Source organism: Cellulomonas sp. PS-H5 (genome assembly GCF_019265565.1).
GTDB lineage: Bacteria > Actinomycetota > Actinomycetes > Actinomycetales > Cellulomonadaceae > Cellulomonas.
This window is the reverse complement of sequence record NZ_JAHVCI010000018.1, coordinates 56163-72494: the sequence shown is the minus strand read 5'-3', so window position 1 is coordinate 72494 and position 16332 is coordinate 56163. Positions and strand designations below refer to the sequence as shown.

Annotated in this window: 12 protein-coding genes; 2 read left to right on the top strand and 10 right to left on the bottom strand. The window is 76.8% G+C overall.

What is annotated here, in order from left to right; translation table 11 throughout:
- From J5O08_RS09535 to J5O08_RS09525, 3 genes are all read right to left on the bottom strand, one after another.
- The coding region (locus J5O08_RS09535) for a PfkB family carbohydrate kinase (protein WP_218706633.1) at positions 1–1007 on the bottom strand (1007 nt) is incomplete at its 3' end.
- A gap of 68 nt (positions 1008–1075) precedes the next feature.
- Positions 1076–2290 (bottom strand): S9 family peptidase, encoded by a 1215-nt coding sequence (locus J5O08_RS09530; RefSeq protein ID WP_218706632.1) that lies wholly within the window; start codon positions 2288–2290, stop codon positions 1076–1078.
- Positions 2291–2380: 90 nt separating this feature from the next.
- Positions 2381–4213, bottom strand: coding sequence for an alpha/beta-hydrolase family protein (locus J5O08_RS09525; RefSeq protein WP_218706631.1), 1833 nt, complete (start codon positions 4211–4213; stop codon positions 2381–2383).
- Positions 4214–4390: 177 nt separating this feature from the next.
- On the opposite strand from J5O08_RS09525, the gene J5O08_RS09520 reads away from it, so the two are divergent.
- Entirely contained in the window at positions 4391–4798 is a 408-nt protein-coding gene (locus J5O08_RS09520) for a PPOX class F420-dependent oxidoreductase (protein WP_218706630.1), read from the top strand.
- 16 nt (positions 4799–4814) lie between these two features.
- Here the strand turns inward: J5O08_RS09520 and J5O08_RS21610 are convergent, their stop codons facing one another.
- The 7 genes from J5O08_RS21610 to rhaI form a co-directional block, all read right to left on the bottom strand.
- A complete protein-coding gene (locus J5O08_RS21610; protein ID WP_218706628.1) occupies positions 4815–5426 on the bottom strand; it encodes an N-acetyltransferase in 612 nt (203 codons plus the stop codon).
- 59 nt (positions 5427–5485) lie between these two features.
- Positions 5486–6628 (bottom strand): GNAT family N-acetyltransferase, encoded by a 1143-nt coding sequence (locus J5O08_RS09510; protein WP_218706626.1) that lies wholly within the window; start codon positions 6626–6628, stop codon positions 5486–5488.
- 88 nt (positions 6629–6716) lie between these two features.
- The gene (locus J5O08_RS09505) at positions 6717–7928 is read right to left on the bottom strand and encodes an alpha-hydroxy acid oxidase (RefSeq protein ID WP_218706625.1); all 1212 of its coding nucleotides are present in this window, start codon (positions 7926–7928) and stop codon (positions 6717–6719) included.
- Between the two features lie 27 nt (positions 7929–7955).
- Entirely contained in the window at positions 7956–9998 is a 2043-nt protein-coding gene (locus J5O08_RS09500; protein WP_218706624.1) for a bifunctional aldolase/short-chain dehydrogenase, read from the bottom strand.
- 268 nt (positions 9999–10266) lie between these two features.
- A complete protein-coding gene (locus tag J5O08_RS09495) occupies positions 10267–12228 on the bottom strand; it encodes an HNH endonuclease signature motif containing protein (protein ID WP_218706623.1) in 1962 nt (653 codons plus the stop codon).
- 238 nt (positions 12229–12466) lie between these two features.
- Complete coding sequence (locus J5O08_RS09490) at positions 12467–13948, bottom strand: rhamnulokinase family protein (RefSeq protein ID WP_218706622.1); 1482 nt, start codon at positions 13946–13948, stop codon at positions 12467–12469.
- A 3-nt stretch (positions 13949–13951) separates the two neighbouring features.
- Positions 13952–15118, bottom strand: a complete 1167-nt coding sequence (rhaI, locus tag J5O08_RS09485) for an L-rhamnose isomerase (RefSeq protein ID WP_218706621.1) — start codon at positions 15116–15118, stop codon at positions 13952–13954.
- A gap of 176 nt (positions 15119–15294) precedes the next feature.
- Here rhaI and J5O08_RS09480 point away from each other — a divergent pair, with 176 nt between their 5' ends.
- Entirely contained in the window at positions 15295–16320 is a 1026-nt protein-coding gene (locus J5O08_RS09480) for a LacI family DNA-binding transcriptional regulator (RefSeq protein ID WP_218706620.1), read from the top strand.
- Positions 16321–16332 lie beyond the last annotated feature (12 nt).

The window sequence follows — 16332 nt, the reverse complement described above, 5'->3', positions numbered from 1 at the left end:
CGGGCCGCGGCGGCCTCGGCGGCGACCGCCGCCGCGTCCAGCTCCGGCCGGCCGCCGGGGTGCCCCACCGTGCGGCGCGCCGCGACCGCGGCCCACCACGCCGCCTCCGCCGGGTCGTGCCCGGAGGCCAGGGCGACGGCGAGCGCGGCGGTCGACGCGTCGCCGGCGCCGGTCGGGTCGACGGTCTCGCCGCCCAGCAGCGGGGTGACCACGTGCCCGCCCGGCCAGGCCACCACGTCCCCGTCCGCCCCGGCCGCCAGCCGGACCGCGCGGGCGCCGCGGGCGACGAGGTCGGTGGCGGCGGCGACCGCGTCCTCGGCCCCGCGGATCGACCGCCCGGCGAGCGACGCGGCCTCCGCGGCGTCGGCCCGCAGCACGGCGCCGGCGGCGAGCAGGTCCCCGAGGAGCGCCCGGTCCCCGGTGGCCCCGTCGGCCACCACGAGCGGCGCGGCATTGCCCGCCGAGGTCGAGGGCTTCCCGGCGTGCGGCCCGCGGGACCCCTCGACCTCGCCGGAACCCCTCGACGTCGGTGGGGCAGCGATCGCGCGGAGCGCCGCCCGGATCGCTGCCGGCGGCTGCTGGAGCTGGAGCAGGACGGCGTCGGCGCCGCGGAGCCGCTCGGTGGACGCGGCGACGTCGGCCGCGGTCAGCAGCACGGCCGGCTCGACGTGCTCGAGGAGCCGCCGCTCGCCCGGCGGGCCGACCACGTCGACGAGCAGCGCGGTGCGCGCCCCGCGCCGGACGACCACCCCGTCGACGCCGAGCGCCGCCGCCCGCGCCTCGCTGAGCACCGCCCGCCCGGCCTCGTCGTCGCCGACGACCCCGACCAGCTCCGCGTCGGCCCCGAGCTGCGCGCACGCCCGCGCCTGGTTCGCGCCCTTGCCGCCGAGCAGCTCCGACCGCCCGCGCACGTCCGCCGAGCCGCCGGCGTCCGGCACGCCGTCGACGGTGACCACGAGGTCCCGGCCCACCTGACCGACGACGACCACCCGCACCCGCGCACCCATGCGGCCAGCCTCGCCCGCGCGGGCGAGGCCCGCACCCGCACCCGCACCCGGCGCCGGGCGACCGCGGGTCAGCCCCGCAGGTAGCCGTCCAGCCAGTCGAACACCCGCTGGTCGGTCAGCGCACGGGCCAGCGGCTGGCAGTGGCCGTCCGCGCCCTCGGCGGCGGTGAACGGCGCCAGCGTCGACACCGACGGGGTCAGCGCCGCGAGCCGCTGCGACTGCCCGGGCCAGAACGGCTCGCCCTCGGGGTCGGTGATGAGCAGGGGCGTCGTGATGCGGTCGGCCACGTCCGCGACGTCGTACCGGCGGACCTCCCGCAGCGTCGCCGCGTAGCCGTCCGCGCCGTAGGGCCGGGCGCGGAACCGCCACGTCCGGGCGGTCGTCCGGGACAGCTTCATGCCGAGCTCCATGTCCCGGTCGAACGCGTGGTCCTCACCCTTGTCGAGCAGCTTGAGCAGGCTGCCGGGCACCTCGTGCTCCCAGGACGCGGCGACGGACACCACCCCGGGGTCGAGCACCGCGGCGACCGGCCGGTGCTCGAACGCGAGCGCCCGCGCGACCCAGTACCCGGCCTGGCTCACGCCGTAGACGGCCACCCGGTCGCCGTCGACCTCGGGGCGCGCGACGACGGCGTCCAGCACCGGCGTCAGCACCTTCTCCCAGTCCGGGCGGAACGGCACGCCGCGCTCGAACAGCAGCGACTGCTGCCCGGGGCCGTCGAACACCAGCGCGTGGTAGCCGCGGGCGAGCGCCCCGGCGACGCACTCGACCCACAGCGACGTCAGCGAGCCGTCGCTGCCGTTGACGGCCACGACGGTCGGGCGCGGGCCGTCGCCGGGGGCGCGGAACAGGTAGCCGGGCAGCGCGTCGACCTCGTAGGGGACGTACACCCGCACGACGTCGAGGTCGGCGTGGTCGACCCAGGCGTCCCAGGCGCGGCGGTGCGCGCGGAACGTCGGCAGCAGGTCGTCCTCCGACTCGAGCGCGGCCACGGCGTTGACCGCGACCGCGAGGTAGGCCGACGCGCGCAGGTAGGCCGAGGCCGCGCTGACCCGGTGCCCCTCCGCGGCGGACGCGTCGCCCTGCGCGGCCACGCGCTCGCCGAGGTCCCGCCACGCCGCGAACCACGCGTCGTGGTCCTTGGCGTGCACGTCCGCGACCGCGGCCAGCACCTCGCCGACGTCGGCGGCGCCGTGCACCGCGCGACCGAGCGTGCTGCGGATGACCTCGTCGCGGTCGGCCTCGGGGGAGAACCGGGTCGGGTGCGTGCGGTGGCCGGGCATGGTGGGTCCCTCCGGGAGCGGTGGTCGGGTCGCGTCCCACGCTCCTCCGGGTCCCGCGCCCGCCGCCTCATCCGCCGCGGTCGATCCGCCTCAGCCCGCGCGCTGCTCCAGCACCGCCCGCACCCGCGCGGTGTCCGCGTCGGTCCACCCGTCCGGCGCCGCGACGGCCACCCAGCCGTCGAGCGTGAGCGCGTCGTAGTTGTGCCCGTGCCCGTCCGGCACCGACTTGGAGTTCACCAGGTCGAATGTCAGCTGCCAGAACGTCACCAGCGGGTACCAGGTCATCGTCAGGCCGCCCTCGCCGGTGTGCGGCTCGGCGAGCCAGTCCGGGCGGCTGAGCAGCAGGTCCGGGCCCCACCAGACGATCGGGTCGGACGCGTGCTGCAGGTACAGCACCCGCGGGTCCTCCCAGGCGGTCGGCGGGGTGGCCATCTGCGCGGTGTCGCCGGCGAACCGCACGAGCAGGCCGCTCGCGTACACCGGGGCCGCGGACGTGGTGCCGGGGTCGCGCCGCTCCATGAGCGCGTGCCAGACGGGGTTGGAGTTCGGCGGGCCGACCCAGAGCACGCCGTCGGTGCGGGCGCGGATGTCGGCGAGCGAGTCGTAGGCGCTCTCCGAGCCGAACGAGCCGAGGCTCTCCCCGTAGGCCAGCAGCTCAGGGCGGTCGTCGGCGGGCAGCTCGGCCACGCGGGCCTCGACGGCGGCGGCGAGCGCCCGGGCCTCGTCGGCGGCGCGGGACCGGTCGACCAGGAACGACAGCCAGCTCGGCAGGTAGGAGTACTGCGTGGCGACGGTGGCGGTGTCGCCGCCGTGCATCAGCTCCAGCGCGGAGACCGCGGCGTCGTTGACCCAGCCGCTGCCGGTGGTGGTGACGACCAGGAGGACCGCGCGGTCGAACGCCCCGGCGCGCTCGAGGTCGTCGACCGCCAGGGCGGCGCGTCCCTCGGCGCTGTCGGCGCTGTCCAGGCCCGCGTAGACCCGGACCGGCGTGGTGGTCGAGCCGTCGGGCGAGGCGGCCGCCAGCTCGTCGGCGGTGGGGCCCTCGGCCACGAACCGGCGACCCTCCCGGCCGAGGGTGTCCCACGGCACCAGCGACTCCGGGGACCCGGACCGCTCCGCCGCCTCCGGCTGCGTGACGCCCGGGTGGTCCCGGGTGTTCGCCAGCGCGAACGCGCCGTCCGCCGCGGACAGTGCCCGGCCCAGCAGCACGTCGTTGACCAGCACGACGGTCAGCACCGCCACCAGCACGACGGCCACCGCGCCGGCGAGCAGCCGCGGGAACCGCAACCAGCGCCGCAGGCCGCGCTCGAGCCGCAGGCCCACCCAGCGCAGCCCGCGGGCGAGCAGCACGAACGCCGCCGCCACCAGCACCAGCAGCGGCCCGGCGCGGAGCCAGTCGCCGGTGCTCGGCCCGGGCATGCCGATCGCCGCGGTCATCTCCCGCTGCCAGCGCGCGCCGTTGACCAGCGCCAGGAGGAGCCCGCCCACGACGGCGACGGCCAGGGCCGGGGCGAGCCACGGCCGCACCGCGGTCCGCACCCGCGGCGGCACCCGGTGGCGGGCGGCCGCCATCAGGCGTCGCCAGGCGGGCACGTGCCGCAGCGTCCAGGCGAGCGCGACGCCGAGCCCGTACCCCAGCGCCGCCGAGATGCCGGACACCAGGGCCTGGAACAGCCAGTCGCGGGGGAGCAGCGACGGGGTCATGGCCAGCATCGCGAACAGGGTGCCGCCCACGACGCCCGCGGGGCTCGGCGGCCGGGGCCGGTGCCGGCGGCGGACCGCGGTGGGCTCGGCGCCGGGTGCGACGGGCTCGGCGCCGGGTGCGCCGGGTGCGCCGGGCGGCGCGGGCGCGGCGCCGGGGTCCGTCCCGCGACCCGGGTCCGGGGCCGGCGTCGGGGCCGGGGTGGCTGCCGGCTGCGTCATGGGGGTCCCTTCGTGGCGTGCCGCGGGAGCGTGCGGTGGGCCCGTCGCCGTCGGTCTGGCCCCGATCGTCCCAGACCCGCGCCGCGGGTGCGCGACCCGCGGTGGGTGGGTCGCGCGCCCGGCCGCGGGGTGGGCGACACTGGGCCCGCCCCACCCGCGCTCCCAGGAGGTCCACCCGTGGCCACGCCCCCGCTGCCGTCCGACGCCGTCGAGATGCTCCGCCGCCCGAACCCCGCCGTCATGGCGACGCTGCGCTCGGACGGCACGCCGGTGTCCGCCGCGACCTGGTACCTGTGGCGCGAGGACGGCCGGGTGCTGCTCAACCTCGACGGCACGCGCGTCCGGCTGGCGCACCTGCGCCGGGACCCGCGGGTGACGCTCACCGTCCTGGACTCGCACGACTGGTACACGCACGTCACCCTCATCGGGCGGGTCGTCGAGATCACCGAGGACGCCGACCGGTCGGGCATCGACGCGCTCTCCGAGCACTACACCGGGCACCCGTACCCGGACCGGGAGAACCCGCGGTTCTCGGCGGTCGTCGAGGTCGAGCGCTGGCACGGCTGGGGCGCCCACCAGAGCTGACGCCCGCGCCTGCGCCTCAGGCCGTCGCGGGCTCGCGGAGCATGGCCCACGGCCGCGGTCCCCGCACCGGGACCGGGCCCGTCGCCACGAACCCGAACCGCTCGTAGAGCCGGCGGCTCGCGTCGGTCGTCGCCTCCAGGTACGCCGGCAGGCCCGCGGCGTCGACCCGCGCCAGCCCGTGCCGGAGCAGCGCCGAGCCGACCCCGAGCCCGCGCGCGTCCGGCCCCACGGCGATCTCCTCCAGGTACCAGTGCGGCCGCCGGGGCCGGTGCCGCTCGTACCGGGCCATCTGCGCCGCGGCGGTGGGCAGGTGCCGCAGCCCGATCGCCCGCACGACGGCCGGCAGCTGCCGCAGGCGCTCGCGGGCCGGGGCGCCCGGGCCCGGGCCGTGCCACACCGCGACCCCGAGCACCGGACCGCCCGGCTCGGCGCGCGCCACGTCGACCGAGCCGCCCGGCAGCGGGCCGGACCGCAGCTGCGCGACGTGCATCGCGACCAGCCGGGCGGTGCGGTCCCGGTCTCCGGGGACCATCGCCCGGATCACCGGGTCGTCGCCGAGCGCGTCGGCGAGCAGGCGCGCGCACGCGGCGGCCTCGTCGGGGCGGGCGGTCTCGACGACGACGCTCACGGGTGGGTCCTTCCGGTGGTCGGGCGGGTGCCCCCCAGCATGCCCCGACGCGGCGCCCCTCAGGCCGCGACCCCCAGCCGCCGGGCCAGCGGGACCGCGCGCAGCACCGCGTGCGCCGCCGGGCCGCGGGCCGCCACGAGCAGGTCGACCTGCGGGCGCGCCGCGGGCCAGAGCCGCGCGCCGACGGCGTAGTGCGAGCCGAACCCGGGGTCGACGAACGGCGCGTCCGTCGTGCCGAGCAGGTAGGTCAGCGCGGCGAGCCGGCCCACGGACCCGGGGCTGAACCGGCGGAACCGCTCGTCGTACGCGTCGAGCAGCCCGAACCACGCGCCGCCCGACCGGACGTGGAACCCGGCCCAGATCGTCTCGCCGCCCGCGGTGAGCCGGAGCGCGTCGAGGTCCCCGTCCCGGCGGAACGCGTCCACCATCTCCCGGAACCAGCGTTCGTCCGCGGGGTCCAGGCCGAGCGCCGCGCCGCCGCGCGCCGGGTCGCCCTTCCAGCCCGCGGCCTGCAGCGTGACGAACCGGTCGACGGCGGCGGGGTCGTCCGACTCGTCGCGCAGCTCCAGCGGCCCGCCGAGCTCCCGGGCGAGCCCGCGTGCGACGCGCCGGACGTTCCGGGCGTCGTCGGTGCGCAGGTGCGCGGTCGACAGCGGCGGGTCCACGACGACCCCGTCGACGGGATCCGGCACGGGCAGCACGTCGAACGCCTCCCGGGGCGCCCAGGCGCCGACGTCCCGGCTGCGCTCGTGCACCCGCATCCGGCGTCGGGTCGCCACGCCGTCGAGCACCTCGGCGAGCGGGCCCTCCGCGGGGAACCGGCGCAGCAGCGCGAGCCCGGGCAGCCCGACGTCCGGCGCGCCGCGCAGCAGGGCGTCCAGGGCCTCGGGCGCGCGGCCGGTGCGCAGCAGCGGGTGGTGCCGGTCGCACTGCGAGGTCATGAACTCCCCGCCCGTGGTCAGCGCGCGCACCGGCAGCCGCGGGGCGACCCGCTTGGTGGTGACGGCCAGGGCGCCCAGCCACTCGCCGCCCTCGCGCGCGCTGAGCACCCGCACCTCGTGCGCGTCCGGCCGTGCGCGGGCGGTCAGCAGGAACCGCGGGTCGAGGCACATGTTCGGCGCGAGCGCGTCCGCGGCGAGCCGCTGCCACGCGCGGGCGTCGTCGGCGGTGAGGTCGGCCAGCGGCACGAGCCGGATGTCCATGTGCCGACCGTAGGGCGGTCTTTGCCCGGGTTTGTCCTCGTTCGCGGGTGAACTGGGGCGGCCTCACCCGCCCGGCCCAGCGCGACGCCTACGGCAGCCGCACGTGCTGCAGCCCGAGCTCGCGCACGCTCCGCACGCCGAGCAGCGCCATCGTGCGCCGCACCTCGCGGGTCAGGATCTCCGCCGCCCGGTCGACGCCGCGCTCGCCGCCGGCCATCAGCCCGTACAGGTACGCCCGCCCGACCATCGTCGCGTCGGCCCCGAGTGCGAGCGCGGCCACGACGTCGGCACCCGACAGGATGCCGGTGTCCAGCCACACCTCGGCCCGGTCGCCGACCGCCTCCTTGACGTCCGGCAGCAGCCGCAGCGGCACCGGTGCGCGGTCGAGCTGACGCCCGCCGTGGTTGGACAGCACGATCGCGTCCGCCCCGGCGTCGACCACCCGACGGGCGTCCTCGACGGTCTGGATGCCCTTGATGACGAGCGGCCCGTCCCAGGACGCGCGCAGCCACTCGAGGTCGGCGATCGTCATCGTCGGGTCGAACAGCTTGTCCAGCAGGTCGGCGACCGTGCCGCCCCAGGACTGCAGCGAGGCGAACTCCAGCGGCCGGGTGGTCAGCAGGTTGAGCCACCAGGCCGGGTGCATGCCCGCGTCCAGCACCGTCCGCACCGAGAGGGCCGGCGGGATCGAGAAGCCGTTGCGGGTGTCCCGCAGCCGCGCCCCTGCGACGGGGACGTCGACCGTGAGCTGCAGCGCCTCGAACCCCGACGCCTTCGCCCGGGCCATCAGGTCCTCGCCGGCCGAGCGGTCCTTCCACACGTAGAGCTGGAACCACTTGCGCGCCTCGGGCGCCGCGGCGGCGACGTCCTCGATCGACGTCGTGCCCATCGTCGACAGCGCGTAGGGGATGCCCCGGCGCTGGGCGACCCGCGCCACGGCCCGCTCGCCCTCGTGGTGCATCATCCGCGTGAACCCGGTGGGCGCGAAGGAGAACGGCACCGCGGCGGGCTTTCCGAGCATGTCGGTCGTCGTGTCGACCTCGGACACGTCCTGCAGGATCGACGGCCGCAGCTCCAGGTCCCGGAACAGGCGGCGCGCGCGGCGCAGGCTGATCTCGGCCTCGGCGGCGCCGTCGGTGTAGTCGAACACCGACCGCGGCGTGCGGCGGCGGGCGACGGTCCGCAGGTCCGCGATCGTCAGCGCGTCCTCCAGGCGGCGGCGCGTCGGGTCCAGGCGGATCGGCTTGGGCCGCAGCAGCGGCTGGAGCTCGGACCACTTCGGCAGCTGGCGCTCGGTCATGTCGCAGATCCTCCCTCGGCCGGCGGCTCAGCGCAGGAACGCGGCGGCGACGCCGGAGTCGACGGGCACGTGCAGGCCGGTCGTCTGCACCAGGTCCGGACCGGTCAGCGCGAACACCGCGGCCGCGACGTGCTCGGGCAGCACCTCCCGCTTCAGCAGCGTGCGCTGCGCGTAGTAGGCGCCGAGCTCCTCCTCGGGCACGCCGTAGGTGGCGGCCCGCTGCGCGCCCCAGCCGCCGGCGAAGATGCCCGAGCCCCGCACCACGCCGTCGGGGTTGACCCCGTTGACCCGGATGCCGTGCGCCCCGAGCTCGGCCGCGAGCAGCCGGACCTGGTGCGCCTGGTCGGCCTTGGTCGCGGAGTACGCGACGTTGTTCGGGCCGGCGAACAGCGAGTTCTTCGACGCGATGTACACGATGTCGCCGCCCATGCCCTGCGCGATCATCGCCCGCGCCGCCTCGCGGGACACGAGGAAGGACCCGCGCGCCATCACGTCGTGCTGCAGGTCCCAGTCGCGGGCGGTGGTCTCGAGCAGCGGCTTCGAGATCGACAGCCCGGCGTTGTTCACCACCAGGTCGACGCCGCCGAAGGCCAGCACCGCCTCGCGGACCAGCCCGGCGACGGCGTCCTCGTCGGTGACGTCCGCGCGCACCGCGACGGCGACGTCCGGGCCGCCGAGCGCGTCGGCGACCTGCTGCGCATCCTCCAGGTTGACGTCGGCGACCACGACGCAGGCGCCCTCCGCCGCCAGCCGTTCCGCGATGGCCCGTCCGATCCCCGACCCGGCGCCCGTGACGAGCGCGACCCGGGTGGCGAGCGGCTTCGGCGCGGGGCGCCGCGCGAGCTTGGCCTCCTCCAGCGCCCAGTACTCGATCCGGAACTTCTCCGACTCGGGGATCGGGGCGTAGGTGCTGATCGCCTCGGCGCCGCGCATCACGTTGATCGCGTTGACGTAGAACTCGCCGGCGACCCGCGCCGTCTGCTTGTCGGCGCCGAACGAGAACATCCCCACGCCCGGGACGAGCACGATCGCCGGGTCGGCGCCGCGCATCGCGGGGGAGTCGGGGGTCGCGTGCCGCTCGTAGTACGCGCGGTAGTCCTCGCGGTAGGCGGCGTGCAGCTCGCGCAGCCGGGCGACCGCGTCCTCGAGCGGTGCGTCGGCCGGCAGGTCCAGCACCAGCGGCCGGACCTTGGTCCGCAGGAAGTGGTCGGGGCAGGACGTGCCGAGCGCGGCCAGCCGGTCCAGCTCCTCGCGGGACAGGAAGTCCAGCACCACCTCGGAGTCCGTGAGGTGGCCGACCTGCGGCCGGTCCGTCGACGCCAGCCCGCGGACGACGGGCGCGAGCGCAGCGGCCCGGGCGCGCCGCTCGTCCTCGGGCAGGGCGCCGAAGCCGGGCCGGGTGTGCCCGAAGGGGTGCCGGCCGAGCCGCGCCGTGCGCTCCTCGATGAACGCCTCCGCGGTGCGGATGATCCGCAGCGACCGCTCCTCGGCCTCCTCGGAGGTGTCGCCCCACGCCGTGATGCCGTGCCCGCCGAGGACGCAGCCGATCGCCTCGGGGTGCGCGCGGCGGACGGCGGCGATGTCCAGGCCCAGCTGGAACCCGGGGCGGCGCCACGCCACCCACACGACCGCGTCGCCGAACGCCTCGCGGGTCAGCGCTTCGCCGTCCGCCGCCGTCGCCAGCGCGATCCCGGCGTCCGGGTGCAGGTGGTCCACGTGCGCCGCGTCGACCAGCCCGTGCATCGCGGTGTCGATCGACGGCGCCGCGCCGCCGCGGCCGTGCAGGCAGTAGTCGAACGCGGCGACCATCTCGTCCTCGCGCTCCACCCCGGGGTACACGTCCACGAGCGCGCGCAGCCGGTCCAGCCGCAGCACTGCGAGCCCGCCCTCGGTGAGCGTGCCGAGGTCGCCGCCGGAGCCCTTGACCCAGAGCAGCTCGACCGGCAGGCCCGTCGCGGGGTCCGTGGCGGTGCCCTTGGCGGAGGTGTTGCCGCCGGCGTAGTTGGTGGTGCGCGGGTCGGCACCGAGGCGGTTCGAGCGCGCGATCAGGTCGGCGGCGGGGTGGGACATCGTCGTCTCCGGCTCGTGGGGGATGAATCGATTCACAACCTAGGTGCGCCGGTGCTCCGGCGTCAACGGCGCGTCCGCCTCTGGAGTCCGCACCCCGCGCAAAACCCACGGGGTGCCCTTGTCCCACGGGCTGTGCTCTCGCCTCACGGTGTGTGGCCCTCGCCTCACGGCGCGTGGCTGCCGCCTCACGGTGTGTGGCCCTCGCCTCACGGCGCGTGGCTGTCGCCTCACGGTGGGTGGCCCTCGCCTCACACCGGACGCGCTCGCCTCAGAACGGGGGTGGTGCGTCGTGCGGGTCGGTGGTGGCGTCGTGGGTCTGCCCGGTGCCGGGACGGGTGAGGTAGCGGTGGCCGGTGGGGGTGAGCCACTCGTAGAGCCCGGGTTCGATCTGCCGCAGCCGGAAGCCGCCGTCGGTCTTGAGGCGGTGGTGCCGGTGGCACACGGGTCCGAGGTTGTCCGCGTCGGTGCGACCCAGGGGCGCGTCGGCGTGGCCGCCCGGCTGAGGGTGGAACTCCTGGGTGTGGTCGAGCTCGCACGCGCAGGCCGGGACCCTGCAGCCGGGTGCGGCGCAGGTCTTGTCCCGGACGCGGACGAGTTCTGCGAGAGCGGCGGGTGGTCGGTAGCACTCTCGTCCGACGTCCAGGACCCGGTCGGTGAGCGGGTCGGTGACGACCCGCTGCCAGACCCCGCCGATCGCCAGCGCCCGGGCCTGGACGGCGTCGATGGGGCCGTGCCCGTCGAGGTGCGCGGGCTGGTCGTCCAGGCCGAGCAGGGTCGAGGCGGGGATGGTGATCCGGACCTCGGCGCCCGGACGGCCCGAGCAGCGGGTGCAGCCGCGGCGCGCGGTCACGGGCGCGGTCGCGGTCGCGGCAGCGGGCGCGTGGGTGCTGGTCGCGAGGGCGGGTGCGTCGGCTCTGCGCGATGGGCTCGGCGCGGCGGCAACCGTGGTGGTGCCGGCTTCGGTCCCGGTGCCGGTCGAGACGCTCGCGTCGTCTTCGGCCCCGGTGCCGGTCGAGGAGTGGATGTCGTGTGAGGCCTCGGCCCCGGTCCCGGCCCGGGTCCCGGCCTCGACCTCGGTGCGTGTCGGGGACCCGGTCGGTGTTCCTGGCGCTCCGCGCGCAGGAGCCGGGTGGCCCACGCGCGGCGCGGGGTCCGTGGCGGTGCCGCCGACGGGGATCAGGGTGGCGACGGGGTTCGGCTCGACCGTTCGGGTGAGCATCACCCCGTCCCGGTCGGTCATGGTCGCCCCGTTCCACGACCGTCGCGGCTCCGGAGACACCGGCAGTCCTGGGGACAGGTGGACCTCGAACGCCGGGCCGTCCGACTCCGGGACGTCCCCGACCACCAGGTCCCGCAGGCCGTCGGCGCGCAGCTGGTCCAGGGTGCGGTCGTCACCCAGGGCCTTGGCGGTCTTCGCGGCGTGCTCAAGGACCCCGTCGACCCGCAGCGCGTCCGCCGCATCCAGCACCAGCCACATCGAGGCCATGCCGTCCGCCTGGGGGCGGGGGTGGGAGACCCTCCTCGTGCAGCGGGCCCGCTCCCGGCGACTCGCAGCACCCTCGGGGTCGACCAGCCGGATCTCCCGCGCCACCCGCTGGCGCAGTTCGGCGACGGAGCACTGGTCGGCGTCCGGCAGCACCGCGTCCTCGACGGCGTGGGCGACCTGGAACGACAGGTCCGCCAACCCGGCCGCAAGGACCTGGGCCTTGGCTGCGTCGAGGTGCCCGACCTCCAACGCCTCGCGGGTCGCGCCGAGCATCCCGTCGAGCACCAGCGCTCGATGCACGGTCTTCGTCGCCGCCACCCGGGGCCAGCCCAGCCGCATCGCCAGCTCGTCGCCCGCGACGCAGGCCTGGGTCGGGGGCGCACCGGCCAGTGGGGACCACTCCGGGCTCATCTCGTCCCGGGAGGCGAGCTCGGCGATCATGCCCAGGGTCCGGGCGTGCTGGTAGGACTCGATCCGGGTCTGCGCGGCGACCACCTCGACCAGGACCCCTGAGGGCAGCACGCTCGGGTCCAGGCCCCGCAACCAGGCATCCAGCTCGGGCCCGGGCGGGCACGCCGCGATCGCCTCGATCTGCCGCTGCTCACCCGTGCGCGGCGCACCGCCGGCCGCCACGACCGCGTCCGGGCCGAAGTCGGTCAGGCACGTCCCGTCCGCCCCGTAGACGGGCAGCACCACGGCGGCGACCGGGTCGCCGTCGGGGTGTTCCTGCAGGTCAGATGCCATGGAACGACACTACCGACGGCCACCGACACGACCCCGGCGCCCGGACCGAGCCCTGGGGACGAGGCACGGCCACCGCACTTGTGGACGACTCGGCGCCCGCACGAGCAGCCGCGCGAGCAGGCGCACCCAGGACGCGCTCAGCCGAGCGGGACCTCCCAGGACAGCAGCGTCCCCTGCCCGCCGGGCGCGACCCCGAGCGAGAACGTCCCGCCGTGGTGCGCGGTCGGCCCGAAGGCCGTCACCCCCGCAGCCGCTCCTCCGCCCGCGCCCACGCCCCCTCGGGCCCCCGGGGTCGGTGCGTGACGAGCTCGGACGACGCGCGCACGACCGCGCGCGCCGCCGGCAGCCCCCCGGACAGCTCGCCGAGCGCGAGCGCCTGGGTCAGCAGGTTGCCGACCGCGGTGGCCTCGACCGGCCCGGCGACGACCGGCAGGCCGGTGGCGTCGGCGGTGAGCCGGCACAGCAGCGCGTTCCGGGCGCCGCCGCCGACCACGTGCACGACCTCGACCGGGTGCCCGGACAGCGCGCCGGCCTGCCGGACCGCCCGCCGGTACGCCAGCGCGAGCGAGTCGAGGACGCAGCGCACGACCTCGGGCGGGCTCCCCGGCACCGGCTGCCCGGTGCGCCGGGCGGCGGCGGCGATCCGCCCGGGCATGTCGCCCGGCGGCGCGAACGCCGGGTCGTCGACGTCGAGCACCGTGCGCAGGGCGGGCACCTCGGCGGCCGCGGCGAGCAGGACGCCGAGGTCCTGGGGTGAACCGGCGTCCGCCCACGCGCGGAGCGACTCCTGGAGCAGCCACAGCCCGGCGACGTTCCGCAGGTACCGGACGGTCCCGGCGACGCCGAGCTCGTTGCTGAAGTTCGCGGCGCGGCTCGCCTCGGACAGGACGGGGGCGTCGAGCTCGACGCCGACCAGCGACCACGTGCCCGAGGAGATCCACGCCGCGGGGGCGTCGCCCAGGGGCACCGCGGCCACGGCGGAGGCCGTGTCGTGCGAGCCCACCGCCACGTGCACGGCGCCGCGCAGGCCGAGGTCGGCGGCGACGTCGGGCAGCACGGGCCCGAGCACGGTGCCGGGCTCGACGAGCGGGGCCAGCAGCCGCCGCACGTCGCCGGCGGGGGAGGCGGCGAGCGCGTCGAGCACGGCCGGGCTCCACCGGCGGGTGGCCGGGTCGAGCATGCCGGTCGTGGAGGCGTTGGTGACCTCGGTGACGTCGGCGCCGGACAGCCACCGGCCGAGCAGGTCGGGCACGAGCAGCAGCCGGTCGGCGGCGCGCAGCGGCGCGGTACCGCCGGCCGCGAGCAGCTGGTACACGGTGTTGAACGGCTGCACCTGGCTGCCGGTGGCCGCGTGGTGCGCGGCGGGGTCGAGCAGCCGGGCGAACGCGTCGGCCGCCCCGGCGGTGCGGGCGTCGCGGTAGTGCACGGGGTTGCCGAGCAGGTCGCCGTCGGCGTCGAGCAGCCCGTAGTCGACGGCCCAGGTGTCGATGCCGACGGACGCGACGGGGCCGGACGTGCGCGCGGCGGCGCGCAGGCCGTCCTGGACGCCCGCCCACAGGGCCAGGACGTCCCAGTGCAGCCGGCCGCCGGCGCGCACCGGCCGGTTCGGGAACCGCCCGGCCTCGTGGGTGACGAGCCGCCCCGCCTCGAGCCGTCCGGCCAGCACGCGGCCGCCGGACGCCCCGAGGTCGACGGCGACCAGGGACGGGGAGGGCGGCATGGGTCAGGCGCCCCAGCCGGCCTGCTGCCCGCCGACGCGGTCCGCGGCGATCTGCTCGGCGTAGCCGGAGGCGGCGTAGGCGGCGAGCGGGTCGCGCGGCAGCCCGCGGGACTCCCGCCGGTCGGCCAGCGCCGGGCGCACGTCGGTCCAGAACGCGTCCATGTAGACCGCGTTGGCGCCGAGCACGTCGCCGGCCTGCTGCGCCGCGGCCAGGGCGTCGCGGTCGATCAGCAGGGCGCGGGCCGTCATCTCCTGGACGTTGAGCACCGAGCGGATCTGCCCCGGGATCTTGTCCTCGATGTTGTGGCACTGGTCGAGCATGAACTGCACGTCCGACCCCGCGTCCAGCCCGCCGCCGCGCACGACCTCGGCGAGGATCCGGAACAGCTGGAACGGGTCGGCGGCCCCGACGATGAGGTCGTCGTCGGCGTAGAACCGGGAGTTGAAGTCGAACGACCCGAGCCGGCCCAGCCGCAGCAGCTGGGCGACGATGAACTCGACGTTGGTCGACGGCGCGTGGTGGCCGGTGTCGAGGCAGACGACGGCCCGGTCGCCGAGCGCGGTCGCGTGCGCGTACGCGGTGCCCCAGTCGGGGACGTCCATCGTGTAGAAGAACGGCTCGAAGATCTTGTACTCCAGCACGAGGCGCTGGTCGCCGGACAGCCGCGCGTAGATCTGCGCCAGCGAGTCGGCGAGCCGGTCCTGCCGGTCGCGGATGTCGCCCTGGCCGGGGTAGTTGGTGCCGTCCGGCAGCCAGATCTTCAGGTCCCGCGACCCGGTGGCGTGCATGACGTCGAGGCACCGGAAGTGGTGGTCGACCGCCTTCTGCCGGACCCGGGGGTCGGCGTGCGTGAGCGAGCCGAGCCGGTAGTCGTCGTCCTGGAACGTGTTCGAGTTGACCGTCCCGAGCCGCAGGCCGAGGTCGTCGGCGTACGCGGCGAGCTTGCCGAAGTCGTCGACCAGGTCCCACGGGATGTGCAGCGCCACCGAGGGCGCGAGTCCGGTGAGCCGGTGCACCTGCGCCGCGTCGGCGAGCTTCTCCTCGATCGTGCGCGGGGTGCCGGGGGTCGTGAACACCTTGAACCGGGTGCCGGCGTTGCCGAACGCCCACGAGGGCAGCTCGATCGCCTGCCGGTCGAGCGCGGCGGCGATCTCGGGGGTGAACGACATGGTGTCTCCTTCGACGAACCTGGATGAATCGTTTCATTGTGCAGACCGCGCCAGCAAGCCCGTGCCCGGGCGGGGCGGGTCGTGAATCGATGCAGGCCCCGGGCGTGGCTATGCTGCGCCGGACGGGACGCGGCTCGCGGACCCGCGCGGGCACCGGACGGGAGCGGAGGTGAGCGGTGTCGACCTCGGCCACCCGGCGCAGCTCGATCGGTGACGTCGCGCGGCTGGCGGGCGTGTCCGTCGGCACCGTGTCGAACGTGCTGAACCGCCCCGACCGGGTGGCGGCCGCGACCCGCGAGCGGGTGCTCGACGCGATCCGGCGCCTGGCCTTCGTCCCCAACGCCTCGGCCCGCCAGCTGCGCGCCGGCACGATCACCACCGTCGGCGCGATCGTGCTGGACATCCGCAACCCGTTCTTCACCGAGGTCGCGCGCGGCATCGAGGACCGGCTGGCGGAGGCCGACCACACGCTGATGCTGGCGAGCTCCGACGACGACCCCGAGCGCGAGGCCCGCTACCTGCGGCTGTTCGAGGAGCACGGCGTCTCGGGGCTGCTCGTGGTGCCGACCGGCGACGACCTCGGCCCGCTGCTGGCCCTCGCGTCCCGCGGCGTGCACACCGTCCTGCTCGACCGCCCGTCGCCGACGGACGCGCTGTCCTCGGTCGCGGTGGACGACGTCGCGGGCGGCACGCTCGCGGGCGAGCACCTGCTCGACCTCGGCCACCGCTCGGTCGTCATGCTCAACGGCCCGCACGCGATCCGCCCGTGCCGGGACCGGCTCACCGGCCTGCGCCGGGCCGTCGAGCGCCGCGGCCTGGACCCGGACGCCGTCGTCCGCGAGGTGCCGCTGCCGTCCCTGGACGCCGGGGGAGCGGCCGCCGTGTTCGCGGCCCTGCTCGAGGGCGACCAGCCGCCGACCGCGGTGTTCTGCGTGAACGACCTGGTCGCGATCGGCGTGCAGCGGGAGATCCGCCGGCGCCGGCCCGACCTGATCGGCTCGATCGCGATCGTCGGGTACGACGACATCGAGGTGGCGGCCGAGCTGGCCACGCCGCTCACCTCGGTGCGCCAGCCCGCGCACGACCTGGGGTTCCGGGCCGCCGAGATCCTGCTCGCCCGCTCCGGCGACGGCGTCCCCAGCACCCAGCACCAGGTGTTCCAGCCGGAGCTCGTGGTCCGGTCCTCCAGCGTCCCCGCCTGACCCGTTCGGCAC